The sequence below is a fragment of the Acinetobacter sichuanensis genome (assembly GCF_003024515.2).
Lineage (GTDB): Bacteria > Pseudomonadota > Gammaproteobacteria > Pseudomonadales > Moraxellaceae > Acinetobacter > Acinetobacter sichuanensis.
The window spans coordinates 33,269-47,129 of the sequence record NZ_PYIX02000035.1; the positions used below are offsets into that span (position 1 = coordinate 33,269).

13 protein-coding genes are annotated in these 13,861 nt (G+C 37.6%); 2 read left to right on the forward strand and 11 right to left on the reverse strand.

What is annotated here, in order from left to right:
• Positions 1 to 29: 29 nt before the first annotated feature.
• On the forward strand, positions 30 to 1,088 hold the full coding sequence (rluB, locus tag C9E89_RS16860; protein ID WP_107009499.1) for a 23S rRNA pseudouridine(2605) synthase RluB: 1,059 nt from the start codon (positions 30 to 32) through the stop codon (positions 1,086 to 1,088).
• A gap of 227 nt (positions 1,089 to 1,315) precedes the next feature.
• Here rluB and bioD read toward each other — a convergent pair whose 3' ends face one another.
• The 8 genes from bioD to C9E89_RS16900 all read right to left on the reverse strand — a co-directional run bounded on the left by bioD (position 1,316) and on the right by C9E89_RS16900 (position 7,497).
• Positions 1,316 to 1,954, reverse strand: coding sequence for a dethiobiotin synthase (gene bioD / locus C9E89_RS16865; RefSeq protein WP_107009500.1), 639 nt, complete (start codon positions 1,952 to 1,954; stop codon positions 1,316 to 1,318).
• Positions 1,955 to 1,976: 22 nt separating this feature from the next.
• On the reverse strand, positions 1,977 to 2,465 hold the full coding sequence (locus tag C9E89_RS16870; RefSeq protein ID WP_107009501.1) for a hypothetical protein: 489 nt from the start codon (positions 2,463 to 2,465) through the stop codon (positions 1,977 to 1,979).
• 46 nt (positions 2,466 to 2,511) lie between these two features.
• Complete coding sequence (gene bioC / locus C9E89_RS16875) at positions 2,512 to 3,306, reverse strand: malonyl-ACP O-methyltransferase BioC (RefSeq protein WP_171405156.1); 795 nt, start codon at positions 3,304 to 3,306, stop codon at positions 2,512 to 2,514.
• A gap of 10 nt (positions 3,307 to 3,316) precedes the next feature.
• Positions 3,317 to 4,474 (reverse strand): 8-amino-7-oxononanoate synthase, encoded by a 1,158-nt coding sequence (locus C9E89_RS16880; RefSeq protein WP_107009502.1) that lies wholly within the window; start codon positions 4,472 to 4,474, stop codon positions 3,317 to 3,319.
• Positions 4,471 to 5,787: an adenosylmethionine--8-amino-7-oxononanoate transaminase gene (gene bioA, locus C9E89_RS16885; RefSeq protein ID WP_107009503.1), complete on the reverse strand. Its 1,317-nt coding sequence runs from the start codon at positions 5,785 to 5,787 to the stop codon at positions 4,471 to 4,473. Before bioA ends, C9E89_RS16880 begins: the two co-directional genes overlap by 4 nt.
• Positions 5,788 to 5,889: 102 nt before the next feature.
• On the reverse strand, positions 5,890 to 6,609 hold the full coding sequence (locus tag C9E89_RS16890) for an alpha/beta hydrolase family protein (protein WP_107009504.1): 720 nt from the start codon (positions 6,607 to 6,609) through the stop codon (positions 5,890 to 5,892).
• A 57-nt stretch (positions 6,610 to 6,666) separates the two neighbouring features.
• Positions 6,667 to 7,170 carry a hypothetical protein gene (locus C9E89_RS16895; protein ID WP_107009505.1) on the reverse strand — a complete coding sequence of 168 codons (504 nt, stop codon included), beginning with the start codon at positions 7,168 to 7,170 and terminating at the stop codon, positions 6,667 to 6,669.
• Positions 7,171 to 7,497: a DUF6176 family protein gene (locus tag C9E89_RS16900; RefSeq protein WP_107009506.1), complete on the reverse strand. Its 327-nt coding sequence runs from the start codon at positions 7,495 to 7,497 to the stop codon at positions 7,171 to 7,173.
• 136 nt (positions 7,498 to 7,633) lie between these two features.
• Here C9E89_RS16900 and C9E89_RS16905 point away from each other — a divergent pair, with 136 nt between their 5' ends.
• Entirely contained in the window at positions 7,634 to 8,203 is a 570-nt protein-coding gene (locus C9E89_RS16905; protein WP_107009510.1) for a peroxiredoxin, read from the forward strand.
• 83 nt (positions 8,204 to 8,286) lie between these two features.
• Here C9E89_RS16905 and ftn read toward each other — a convergent pair whose 3' ends face one another.
• The 3 genes from ftn to ligA all read right to left on the reverse strand — a co-directional run bounded on the left by ftn (position 8,287) and on the right by ligA (position 13,558).
• A complete protein-coding gene (gene ftn / locus C9E89_RS16910; RefSeq protein WP_107009507.1) occupies positions 8,287 to 8,751 on the reverse strand; it encodes a heteropolymeric bacterioferritin subunit Ftn in 465 nt (154 codons plus the stop codon).
• A gap of 368 nt (positions 8,752 to 9,119) precedes the next feature.
• Complete coding sequence (locus C9E89_RS16915) at positions 9,120 to 11,309, reverse strand: TonB-dependent receptor (protein WP_107009511.1); 2,190 nt, start codon at positions 11,307 to 11,309, stop codon at positions 9,120 to 9,122.
• Positions 11,310 to 11,533: 224 nt separating this feature from the next.
• Entirely contained in the window at positions 11,534 to 13,558 is a 2,025-nt protein-coding gene (gene ligA, locus C9E89_RS16920; protein WP_107009508.1) for an NAD-dependent DNA ligase LigA, read from the reverse strand.
• Positions 13,559 to 13,861: the final 303 nt, after the last annotated feature.

Here is a 13,861-nt window from a genome sequence, read left to right on the forward strand (position 1 = left end):
TGATCAATTATTTCTAAGGTTATGCTGTCATGAGTGAAAAGTTGCAAAAGGTACTCGCACGAGTAGGATTAGGCTCTCGCCGTTATATGGAAGAAGTCATTGCTGCTGGTCGTGTGAGTGTCAACGGTCAAGTTGCTCAAGTGGGTGAACGTATTGAACCAACCGATGAGCTTCGCATTGATGGTCGTAAAGTTCAGTTTCAAATTGAAGATGAAATTCGTCGTCGTGTATTAATTTACTATAAACCAGAAGGCGAAATTTGTTCACGTAGCGATCCTGAATCACGTCCGACCGTTTTTGATCATTTACCGCCTATTTCCAATGATCGTTGGGTCATGGTTGGACGTCTTGATATTAACTCAACAGGTCTATTGTTATTTACTAATGATGGTGAACTTGCAAACCGCTTAATGCACCCTTCTAACGAAATTGAACGTGAATATGCAGTACGTGTGATGGGCGAAGTGACTCCTGAATTACGTAAAAACATGCTCAATGGTGTTGTTTTAGATGATGGTCCAGCAAAATTTGAATCTTTCACTGAAATTGGTGGTGAAGGGATCAACCGTTGGTATCAAGTGGTTGTAAAAGAAGGACGTAATCGTGAGGTACGTCGTATTTTTGAATCACAAGGTTTAAAAGTTAGCCGCTTGTTACGTACTCGTTATGGTACCGTCATTTTACCACGTGAACTTCGTACAGGTCGTTGGGTTGAACTTGATAAAAATGATATCGACAACTTAGCAAAAGTCGTTGAACTTAAACCACGTCAAGGCACTGGCTTGTTTGGTATGGCAAAACGCCGTAATGAACGCCTGCAAGATAAACCAATGGCTGCTCGTCGCGGTGGTTATTTACGTCAACAACGTCGTGATACTGATGATCAGCATGAGCAACAAGATCATTATCGTCAAGATCGTCCAAATAGCCGTGATCGCAATGATTTCCGTTCAGAGCGCCAAACTCCACGCTTCGAAGGCAATCGTGAACGTACTGGCAATTCTTTTAACAATCAAAACCGTGATGAAAATAAATTTTCACAACGTAAACCGTTTGGTTTAAAAAAAGGTTTTAACAAACCTCAATAATGTTTTGATTTTTAAAAATTAAACCACTATTTCTATAGTGGTTTTTTTATGGCTCGCACCTATTGATGACAAGATAGAAAAAATCTGTCTTTTAAAATAAAGTTCACATATACAGCATCACTGCATTAAACCTAATTTTATAGAGCATATGAACATTTGATGCTAAGTGTCATTAGTACCCTTTTTTTAAACACTGTCCATTTTTATACTGCAACAATGATTTCCATTTAAATTACAGGAATATCGATCCATTGACTATGTGGAAAATGTTTCGCCAAATATCCTTTTAAATATTCAGCAGTATCTTTGGAAATCAGTTCATCTTGCGATTGATCTTTTAAATTATATGCCAATGCATACAGTTTCAGACCACGACTTTTCAATGCTTCCAGACTTAAAATCGTATGGTTAATACTACCCAAACGCCCTGAAGTCACCAAAATTACAGGCAGTTTTTTCTCAGCAACATAATCAATCGTCAGTAAATCAGTGGTCAATGGCACCATCAAACCACCTGCACCTTCGAGCAAGACAATTTCATATTTTTCTGCAAGTTGTGTTGTGGCATTTTCAATTTTCTGAAAATCAATCTCACGACCATCAATTTTCGTTGCGAGATGAGGCGATGCAGGATAAGTAAAAATTTCAGGCATAGTCAACTTGCTTTCATCTTCAGGAAACCAGCCCATGCCCATGATTTCACGATGCTGTTCAATATCTTCTGAAGTATCAACATTACCTGTTTGAATCAGTTTTTGCGTGATGGTTTTTTTGCCTTGTTCATTCCACAATTTCGCCAAATAGCCCGTCGCGTAAGTTTTGCCAATACCTGTGTCGATCCCACTGACGAAATACACATTACTCATTTTTACATTCCTAATAACTAATCTACTGATGAGGTTGGGGATAAATTTCAACAATATGAGTATACTCTGACCACCTTTGATCGAAAGAATAATCAATACATAAATTGGGATAGGAACTTACAATTGCTTTATGTTCATTGTATGCAAAAGTTTGCTGACGATCTTTTGCAACTAAATCAAAGGTACTTACTCCTCGACCTTTCACAATTTTTATATTTTCAACAGAACCACATAGTTTTTGAATTGATGATTGCTTATTCATATAATTAGCCACTTCACCCGAAGCATATATAGATAAACAAATTGTTGAAACTATAACAAAAGATTGAAAGCCTGAAATTTCATCATCACGATTTAATTGCCAATAACCAATTAAAAAAACTACAATTCCCGTAAACAAAAAAGTTGTAGCCCATTGATAATTATCAAATAAATAAAACCCAACACTTCCCAATAGTTCATATATACCCACTTTCATCATATCATCAGGCGATAATTTACGGTCAGCCATATATTCTTCTCTTAGAACTACTTAATAGACATTATCATAGTTAGCTTTACGCTCTCCGTGCGATGCAATAAATCGGATGATAAGTCAATGGATACTGCGTTTGATCTGATTCATAACTGAATGAAAACTGTTGATAAGCTTGATAAAAATCTAAAAGTGATTGTTTCGTCCAACGAAAATTTGAAGCTGTTGCCGTAACCCCTGTCGCTTTTAAATGCTGTAAAACCTGTTTGGGGTGTTCAAAGTTTAAATGAGAAATTTGCTCAGAAATATGTAGGATTTCAAAACCGTTGTTCTGTAATTTATCTTCTAGATGTTCAAGACTTAAATAATCCAAACCTTGCCCTGTTAAGGCTTTTATTTCCTGTAGATTTTTTTCACCAAAGCTCGAAAATGCCAAACAGGCTTGCGGGTTTAAACTTTGACAGGCTTTTAAGAAAATATCATCTAAATTCTGTACCCATTGCAAAGCTGAACTTGAGGTAATTAAGTCTAAATGCTGTGGAAATTCAAGCTGTTCAATATCACCGATGAGATAACTGATTTTAGAATGAGTTTGAAAATGTTGCTGAATTTCAGGATACAAATCATTCAGAGTTAAATGATCAATCTGCATATTTTTAAGCAATAAATGGCTGAGATTGCCCGAACCACAACCGACTTCTAAAACATTTCCTACATGACTTTTAAATAATTCAGGACAATATTGTCCAATTAAATCAAATAAATGCTGTGCAATCTGCTTTTGTACAATCGCATGCTCAGTATAACTTTGCCCTGCCTGTGCAAAACGTAAAGCCACTTGTGATTTATCTATTTTTGAATGATTCACGTTATTCATCACATGCTATTTACAATAAATCTATCAACTGATGAAGATCAGTCTGCTGAATTTGTGCGGTCAATGAAATACGTAAGCGAGAACTATTTTGTGGCACAGTCGGTGGTCGAACAGGCATGATATAAAAGCCTGCATCTTGCAAGGCTTTGGCTTTCTCCACAGTTTTTGTAGATTCACCAATAATCACAGGTACAATATGCGAGGTTGAAGGACAATCAAAACCTTTAAATTGAACTGCTTGCTGTAAGTTTTGGCTGATCTGTTGTAGATGTTGACGCTCAGCTTTTAAATTTAAAACTTTTTTGAAAATAAAATCTGTCCATGCCATACAAATTGGTGGTTGTGCAGTACTGAAAATCAGCGGACGCATTGAATTGATCAGATAATTCCGAATGACTTCATGACAAATCAAATAACCACCAATCGACGCGATCGCCTTGCCAAACGTGCCAACTAAAAAGTCAATCTCATCCACCACGCCATATTGTTCAGCACAACCCAAGCCTTGCTCGCCACGTACACCAATGGCATGCGCTTCATCGACATAGAGCATGACTTTGGAAAATTGCTTTTTAATCCGCACCAATTCCGCCAAATCGGTTTCATCCCCATCCATACTGAAAATGGATTCAGTGACAATGATGATCCGTTCAAATGAATTATCTGCATGATATTTCTGTAAAAGCTGAGTCAAATGCACCAAGTCATTATGGCGATAACGTACATATTTCGCAGTCGATAAACGGATGCCATCAATCATACTGGCATGAATCAGTTTATCAGCCAAAATTAAAGTTTTACTATCAGCAAGCGCAGGTAATATCCCAATATTCATGTGATAACCACTGTTAAATAACAGCGCAGAGCGACCATGAAATGCCTGACTTAAACTCGCTTCGAGCTGTTCATATTCAGCGAAATTTCCTGTCAATAAACGTGAAGATGACGAACTCATCCAACGCGCTGAATTTGGGTTTTCATCAAAAAATTGTTCACGTAGCTGAATGTTGGAAGCCAAACCCAAATAGTCATTTGAAGCTAAATTCAACATCTTTTTATCGTGAATAGTGATGTAACGATCTTGCTGAATATTGGCTGTGAACTGTCGTAAATTGCCTTGTTGCTTTAAATCATCAAGATGATTTGCAAAATGATCAAGCAAACTCATTGCGGTTGCTCCATGTTTTGCACCACTTCGACCAATTGTTCTAATAAAGTTGTTAATTCAGCTTCGGAAATAATATAAGGAGGCATTACATAGACCAATTTGCCAAATGGGCGAATCCAAATGCCACGGCGCACAAATTCCTGTTGTAAGCTTTTCATATCGACATTAAAGGTGAGTTCCACCACACCAATCGCACCGAGTACACGCACATCCTGTACATATTCAAGCTGAGCAAGTGGCTGTAAATGTGTGGATAATTGATTTTCAATGCGCTGAATATTGGCTTGCCAATCCTGTGAAATCAGCAATTCGGTACTTTTGGCTGCAACCGCACATGCCAATGGATTTGCCATAAAGGTAGGACCATGCATAAACACACCGGCCTCACCCTGACTGATGGTTTCAGCAATTTTGGGGGTTGTGAGTGTTGCCGATAAAGTCATATAACCGCCTGTCAGCCCTTTGCCGATGCACATAATATCAGGTTCAATCCCTGCCCATTCCCATGCAAAAAGCTTGCCTGTACGTCCAAAACCTGTAGCAATTTCATCAAAAATCAGCAGGACATTATATTTTTCACAGAGTAACTTAGCTTGACGCAAATATTCAGGATGGTAAAAACGCATGCCACCTGCACCCTGCACAATCGGCTCAAGAATTAAAGCGGCAATATTTTCATGTTGATCAACTAAAGTCTGTTCCAGTTCAGCAATATCAGTTTGATTCCATTCATCATAAAAACCAACTTGAGGCGCAGGTACAAAGAGTCGATTCGGCAAACTTGAACCAAAAATTTGATGCATGCCTGTGACAGGATCACACACGGACATCGCATTCCATGTATCGCCGTGATAGCCCGAACGTGGTGTGACAAAGTTGGTTTTATTATTTTTGCCCAATGACGTCCAATACTGCACCGCCATTTTTAAAGCGACTTCGACTGCAACCGAACCAGAGTCTGCATAGAAAATTTTATCCAGACTTGGTGGGGTAATTTTTAACAGTAATTTTCCAAGTTGAATCGCAGGATCATGGGTAAAACCGCCAAACATAATATGCGACATGTTTTGCAGTTGGTCCGTCACCGCCTGATTCAGTTCAGGATGGTTATAACCGTGAATGGCGCACCACCAAGACGACATACCATCAATCAACTGACGCCCATCTTCAAGTTCAATGATTGCACCTTGTGCCCTTTTGACTTTAAAGGTCGGCAATGGGTTTGTCATAGATGTATAAGGATGCCAAAGATGTTGTAGATCAAACTGTTGATCTGTTAATTCACTCAATGAATTAGCCAATACATCGGTCATCCTAAACTCCATTCCATTCGGTACAGCAAAAAATCTAATTTACAGATCTTAAACCTGTGCGGATTAAAATGAAATTGCGATTTTCACCAGTCACCCTGCAAATTATTCTATTTTTTGTAAATATTGGCAGATTTTGTCAGTTATATCTTCATAATGAAATACAGGACAGCCGTGAGAGCCACTGATCAGCTCTGCTTGTAAAAACTTCGCATCTAATTTTTGTAGATTTTCACAGACTTTGTAACTAACTAAGTAATCTTGCTTTGCCAGTAAATGATATTGCTTTCCTGTGTAATTTTTCAGGATGCTGACAAGATTTAATTGTTCCAAAAGTTTTAAACCCGCTTCAAGCAATTCGATTTTTTGTGCTTGAAGCAAACTTTGCAACATGATGAAATCTGCTTTGGTGCTTTCCACACCCTGACAGACCATAAAACCAAATTTCTTTAAAGTCGCAATTGCATTGTTTTCAAAAGACTGTTTAAAGATTTGAAATGTCATTTTTGGCATTGCTGTGTGCCATTGTTCATTTTCTACAAAGCAAGGATTAGAAGCTAAAGTGATCAGCACTTTTTGTTCATAATATTGTTGATCAATCTGATCGACCAATAAAGTTGCCAGTTGCCCACCCAAAGACCAGCCCATGATCACATCAAAATTTTTGGCTTTTTCGACATGTTGTTGCAAAATATGCTGATCTAAAGCATTGAAAATATTGATCAGCTCAACCTGATGCCCTCTACTTTGCAAAGCCTGTTGAAGTGAGTTGAGCAGTTTCGTTCCACCGCCCCAGCCTGTGATGAGTAAAATATGCTGGTTCACATAAAATCCTATATTACTAATTAACCCAATTATTCACTAAACCGTTTTTATTTTATCTTAATATTGACTATCAAGATCAATCAGCCTCGATATAGAATTATCAAATTCATCACGATTAAACTCAAGGATTGACTCCCCTGTTATCCACCGAACTGCCGTTACTACACCACCAATAGCATTTAATCCCAGACCAAATCTATTCCAAATCACTTGAGTATCTTTTTGGATTTGCTCTACCACTACAACTGTACACGTGTAATCCAGCTCATCTGGGCAAATTAAGAGAGGAACTATAGTTGAACATTCTTCGTTGCCTGTTGTTTTTAAAAGTTCCCACGCAATCTTATTTTCATGTTCATCCATCAGCCAACCTTGGGCTGGTACCAATGAAAGTCCTGATAATTCATTACTCAGAATATTAAGATCAAGTCTATCCATCCATTGGTTTAACGGCAGATCATCTATCTCTAAAATCGGAAATGGTTTTAATTCACCTTTTGCAGTATGAATCACGCCATGAATTGGATGTTTATCCAATAAAACTGCATTAATTTTGCTCATTTATCCACCTTCGTTTTCCAGATCGACCAATAATGTTGCTTTATAACCTTTTACCCAATTTTGTTTAAATGCCTTATGCATCGCATCAATTGGAAAACTGCTTTCCCGCCCAATTTGCTGCGCTTTAGCAATATCTTCGGCACGCATATAAGCAATCAAATAATCCTGCCCTTCCAATTCCACATGAAACCAAGACTCTACAAATACACCTTCCGCTTTAAGTGTTTCAATGGCTTCATTTTTTCGGGCATTTAACTCCGCTTGCCATGCTGCAACATTTGACATTGAATTGGGTTTTAATCTAATCAGCACTGCACCAACGTCCATACGTTTCTCATTGTATTTATTTAAAAATAAAAATAGATCATAAAATGCTTTGCACTAAATACAAACATTTTAGTTTAGGTAGCCATCATAAAGTTTGTTAAGATCAAGACAGCCTAAAGATTGGAAAGCACCTATGATGAAATTCGTTAAACTCCTCAGTATCAGTCTACTTTCCATTTCTACTTTGTGCATACTCAGTCAGAGTCATGCTGAAAATTCAATTTTCTCAAAAGCTGATTCAGATCAAAAACAATGGGTTGGAAAACCTGCACCTGCATTTAAGCTACAAGATCAAAACTCAAAATGGCATCAACTAAGCCAATATAAAGGCAAATGGGTGGTACTCTATTTTTATCCGAAGGATAACTCGCCTGGTTGCACACAAGAAGCCAATGAATTTAAGTCTTTATATCCACAATTTATTAAAAATAATGCCGTGGTTTTAGGCGTAAGTCTGGATGATGTGCAATCACATCAAAAATTCTCTGAAAAACTGGGACTGAATTTTCCAATTTTAGCTGATGAAAATCAACAACTTGCTGAACAATTCGGTATTGTGCGTAATCTTGGAATTGTTAAAATAGCAAAAAGAGAAACATTCCTGATTGACCCTCAGGGAATTGTGACCTACCACTATAGTAGTGTGAATACGCAAACTCATGCAGGACAAGTTTTGGCAGATATTCAAAAGTTTGCTCAAAAATAAAAGCCTTTGAATTTTCATCCAAAGGCTTTTCCTCTACTTCATCCAGACCTTCTCCTCATGAAGAAGGAGTAAATGAAGCAGTCTTACATTTGTGACTGAATATAATTAGGTAAACCAATTAATTCGATCAAACGCATTTGCTTTTCAAGCCAATAGGTATGATCTTCTTCAGTGTCTGACATTTGCTGACGAAGCATATCACGAGTGACGTAATCGCCCTTTTCTTCACAAAGCTTCACGCCTTGCGCTAATTTTTCACGCACATGATATTCAAGTGCAAGGTCTGCTTTTAAACAGGTTACAACATCAGTTCCAACTTCGATCTCATCACGATCCATGTTTGGTGTGCCTTCAAGGAACAATACACGACGAATCAAAGCATCGGCATGTGCGCCTTCTTCTTGGCTTTCATGATCGATACGTTCGAAAATTTTACTTAAACCCCAATCTTCGTACATACGAGAATGAATTAAATATTGATCACGAGCAGCCAGTTCACCACCGATCAACATGTTTAGATAGTCTATAACTTCTGGATTGCCACGCATTTCAATTACTCCATACCCTTTTAGGACATTATGGACAAGTTTTGAGTACAATGCAAAAAATAAAATGTGTAAGTTTATGATTTTTATAAAATTAAAATGAGAAACATACGCATTTACAGTTCGTTTAATTAATTTTTCAGATAAAAAATAAGCGCTTGCATAGATTTACCTCTGCAATAACGTTTTTTTTGCTCTATAAAATGAAATTTTAAGATTTGTAACGATTACTAATGCTTCTTATTTCAAGAAATATACATAGAACTCACCACATTGATCATTGACACAGAATCATTCACCCGCCAGATCACACCCCATTTAGACTCCCAAAAAAGCCTATTGCTCTTCTAGTCAATAGGCTCATTTAGCCTTTAAAAATCGAATGTTACGCCTAACTTATAAGTACGTGCTCCACCAACTAAAGCATAATTTTCATTAAACATGCCTTCCCAATACTTTTTGTCTGCAACATTGTCTACATTGGCTAAAAAGGTCGTTTGTACACCACCTAGTTTTGTTTTATAACGTGCCCCCAAATCAACAATCGTAAAGTCTGGTAACTCTAAGGTATTGGCATTATTCATATATTGTTTGCCCACATAGTTCGCACGTGCTGTCACATTGAGACCATCAACCAATGGAATTGCGTAGTCCAAACCTAAAGAAGCTGTCCACTCAGGTACGCCAAAAACAGTATTTCCTTCCACAGAAACACCCTTACTTAAACTCGCTTTGGTCAATTCAACATCGCTATATGCCACATTACCCATTAAGTTTAAGCCATATCGCAACTCACCCGAAAAAGCCCACTCTATACCTCTTGAACGTGTTTCGGCGCCATCTGTTGTAATTTGAGTAAGCGTTTTATTTGTTGCATCTTGATAAGCTGTCGTTAATGTACTTGGTTTTTCAATTTGGTAAATGGATAGCGTATTTAACCAAGTACCTTGTTGATACTTTGCTCCCATCTCATATTGTTTGGTTTGGAAAGGTGCAAAAGTGACATTATTATTGGCATCAGCCTCATTATTAACCGTTGATCCCTCAGATAAGCCTTCAACATAACTCGCGTAGAGTGATAAATTTTCACCAAATGGTTTCACCACAATACCCAAACTTGGTGAAACTTTGTCATCACTATAAGACGTATTTTTTTGTAAATTTTTAGTATCAATATCTTGATAACGCGCACCCAAGATCAATTGTAATTTATCTTCAAACATAGAGATTTGATCTGTTAGGGTATAACTTACATATTCATTGTCACCCAATGGCGCAGTGTTTGGTCGTGCTTCAGGCATATGACCTTGATCGCTTGGTGCATAAATATTAGTCTCAAATGTAACAGGAGTTGCTCCTTGACCAGTATGCTGACTGTATTTTCGTGTCAAATAATCTGCTCTTAAAGCCAAAGTATGCTTGATTGCACCTGTATCAAATTTTGCCTCGAAACCTGTATTTGCTGCCGTATTATGCTCTTTTGAGGCAACACGATAATATTGTGAGCTAGCTGAACCGTCTAGATCAGTTACAATCATACGTGTACCAAATAGATGCCCTGCATATTGTTTTTCAATATAGCCAATACCTGCAAATGTTTTGAAATCAGGGCTAAAGTTATATTCTCCTGATAACCCTACAAAATTACTGACAGTTCCTCCTTGTAAATGAGGAAAATAATTTAAATCACCTTGAGGTGCTGACATTAATTGAGTCACACCCTTACCTTTTGAATCTTTAACGCCCATTGCAATCATCGCAGGTGAACCACCTGTACGATTATCTCGAATCGCATATGAGTCAAAATTTATTTTGACTTTATCAGTGGTGTAATCTGCCGCAATTGCACCTGAAATATGACGATCATCCATACCGTCAATAATATGTTCACCTTGACCATATACCGCATTTGTACGTAATCCGAACTCTTTATTTTCACCAAAGCGTCGAGAAATATCAAAACCTGACTGATAATATCCGCCATCCTCTAAAGATGCTGAAACTTGGGTCAAGTCTTGGTTCGCTCGTTTAGAATTTGCAATGACGACACCACCAACACTTCCTGTAGGCGCCACACCTGTAACCAAAGCATTCGGACCTTTGAGTACAGTGACGGACTCTAAAAACTCTGTTGGAATGCGTCCATAAGGTGCTACTCCAAATAAACCGTTATATGCCATATCTTCATGATTTACATCGAAACCACGAATTTTAAAATTTTCGTTTAAGTGTCCTTGATTGGTTGTAATACGAATACTTGGATCATTTTTAAGGACTTCAGCAACTGTTGCGGCTTGCTGTTGTTGGATCAAACTTGTGTTGTAGGATGTCACGCTAAAAGGTGTATCGACTATTTTTTTCTCACCCAAGATACCTAAATTACTCTTTTGTTTAAGCTGACCCTGAGCAAAATTTTCATTTGTTTTCTGTTTTTGCGCTTGTAAAGTGACAGCTTCCAACACTTCGATATCTTCATCAGCCCAAACCATTGAGCTTAAAGTGCTCGTAATCATAGCAAGTCCGATTGAACTTACTAATACTTTTTTTGAAAACATAGCCACAATACTTTTAAACAAAAATGATAATGATTATTATATTCGTAATCACTTGTGTTATTTATTGTAATATTTAATGTTGATTTAAGTTTTTATTTACAATAACGATAATGAATATCATTTAACATCATCTTAATTTATCAATATATTACTGATGATCAAAAGTCATCATCACATATAAAAGACATAAAAAAGGAGAGCCAAAACTCTCCTCTATAGCACTTAAAAATTTATTGATACTGTTGTATAAACTCTAAAAACTCAGCTTCTGTCATCACTTTAACGCCTGCTTTTTCCGCTTTTTCAAGTTTAGAACCTGCTTTTTCACCTGCAACTAAGCACTTGGTTTTACTTGAAATACTGCCACTGACACGCGCGCCTAAAGCCTGCAATATTTGTGTTGCTTCTTCACGCCCCATTTGGCTCAGTGTTCCTGTGATGACCCAACTTTCACCATTTAATGGCTGACGACTCGGTGCAATTGGTGCATCCCAATGGATACCAGCCTCAATTAAACGATTAACAACCTCTAAATTGTGTTCGGCTTGGAAAAAGTCAGCAATCCATTCAGCCGTAATATCTCCCACATCAGGCGTTTTTTTCAAAGCCTCAACATCAGCCGCACGTAATGCTTCTAAAGTTTGGAAAGTATTGGATAACATGCGAGAAGTATTTTCACCTACTCCTCGAATACCTAAAGCAAAGATAAAGTTTGCAAAGGTCGTTTTTTTACTATTTTCAATAGAATCAATCAGGTTCTGTACTGACTTCTCCCCCATTTTCTCAATCGTCAGTAATTTCTCACGATGCTCATGTAGATGGTAAATGTCTGACACATCTTTGAGTAAATCTAGATGTAATAATGATTCTGCCCAACGATCGCCTAAACCTTCAATATCCATGGCTTTACGAGAAACAAAATGACGAATCGCTTCAATACGTTGTGCTGCACAATATAAACCACCTGAGCAACGTGCCAATGCTTCACCTTCAGGCATCACAACAGGTGAAGCACAAACAGGACAGCACTCAGGTAAAACGACAGGTATTGCGGTATCAGGGCGAAAATCCAACCAAACTTTTTCAACTTTAGGAATGACATCGCCACTACGATAAACACTGACTGTATCGCCAATACGTACATCTAAACGATGAATTTCACCAATATTATGCAAAGTGACATTAGAAATAGTCACACCACCAACTGCCACAGGATTTAAACGCGCTACAGGAGTTAATGCGCCAGTACGTCCAACTTGCCAATCAATATGATCGACTGTGGTTAATGCAGCCACAGCAGGAAATTTATACGCTGTTGCCCAACGTGGTTCTCGACTTAAAAATCCCAATTGTTTTTGTTGTTTTAAATCATTTACTTTAATCACCATTCCATCAATTTCAACTGAAAGACTTGGACGTTCTTGATTAATTTTTTCGTATGCAGCCTGTACATCTTGAATACTATCACAAACAAAATGCCGCTCACCCACCGCAAAACCAAGCTGATTTAACCAAGTTAAACTCTCTGACATGGTATTTAAGTGATGCATGGGTTCACACTGTGCAATTCCATAGGCATAAAATGCTAATGGACGTGCAGCCGCTATATTTGGATCTAACTGACGTAAACTTCCTGCTGCTGCATTTCGTGGATTTGCAAAGGTTTTTTCACCCTTAGCTTCATTTTCAGCATTTAGTTTTTCAAAACCTGCTTTGGGCATCAATACTTCGCCACGAACTTCTAATAGTTCAGGAATAGCACTGGTATCACTAGACAAGATTTTAGGTAGATTACGAATGGTTTTTATATTTTCAGTAATTACCTCACCTGTTTCACCATCACCACGCGTCACACCACGTACCAAAACGCCATTTTCGTACCAAAGTGAAATTGCTAAACCATCAAATTTTAATTCAACATCATATTGAATTTGCTGATTAGGTAAGCGCTCTTCTGCACGACGTGCAAATGCAAAAAGCTCCTCTTCATTAAATACATTACCCAGCGATAACATGGGCACAGTATGTGTCATATTTTCAAATTTGGAGAGTGCCTGCCCACCTACTTTATTGGTGGGAGTATCTGCCTGTATACAATCAGGATATTGTTCTTCTAAAGCTTTCAATTGATGAAAAAGTTGATCATATTCACTATCAGTAATACTAGGCTGATCCATCACATAATAAGCATGATTGTGTTGAGCAAGCAAATTAATAAGTTGGCGCATCTGAGAAATTACGGCTATGTTATCCATATTGTTTTCACCATATAACAAAAGGCGAAAAGTCCGCCCTAAATAAGTTTGATGCCAATTATAAATGAATTTTGTTTCTGGATATAAGCAAATGCCACAACTGCACGACAAAAATTGTCGCTAAAATCATCGAAGTCGAGCGCTGTATTATTTCAACTCCGTCATTGTCGATATTTAAAGAATTATTGACTGATGTTACGCATTGGATTTAAATTAAATAGCTGAAAAAAAGCAAAAGTTAAATTTACATGACGGGGTCTTACATCTAAAGTTTAAATTTAGGATCAGCCACTGCGTCTTGCG

Coding starts and splice junctions, on each gene's coding strand:
- rluB (WP_107009499.1), top strand. CDS start 30: ATGAGTGAAAAGTTGCAAAAGGTACTCGCACGAGTAGGATTAGGCTCT.
- bioD (WP_107009500.1), bottom strand. CDS start 1,954: ATGAGTAATGTGTATTTCGTCAGTGGGATCGACACAGGTATTGGCAAA.
- C9E89_RS16870 (WP_107009501.1), bottom strand. CDS start 2,465: ATGGCTGACCGTAAATTATCGCCTGATGATATGATGAAAGTGGGTATA.
- bioC (WP_171405156.1), bottom strand. CDS start 3,306: ATGAATAACGTGAATCATTCAAAAATAGATAAATCACAAGTGGCTTTA.
- C9E89_RS16880 (WP_107009502.1), bottom strand. CDS start 4,474: ATGAGTTTGCTTGATCATTTTGCAAATCATCTTGATGATTTAAAGCAA.
- bioA (WP_107009503.1), bottom strand. CDS start 5,787: ATGACCGATGTATTGGCTAATTCATTGAGTGAATTAACAGATCAACAG.
- C9E89_RS16895 (WP_107009505.1), bottom strand. CDS start 7,170: ATGAGCAAAATTAATGCAGTTTTATTGGATAAACATCCAATTCATGGC.
- C9E89_RS16900 (WP_107009506.1), bottom strand. CDS start 7,497: ATGGACGTTGGTGCAGTGCTGATTAGATTAAAACCCAATTCAATGTCA.
- C9E89_RS16905 (WP_107009510.1), top strand. CDS start 7,634: ATGAAATTCGTTAAACTCCTCAGTATCAGTCTACTTTCCATTTCTACT.
- ftn (WP_107009507.1), bottom strand. CDS start 8,751: ATGCGTGGCAATCCAGAAGTTATAGACTATCTAAACATGTTGATCGGT.
- ligA (WP_107009508.1), bottom strand. CDS start 13,558: ATGGATAACATAGCCGTAATTTCTCAGATGCGCCAACTTATTAATTTG.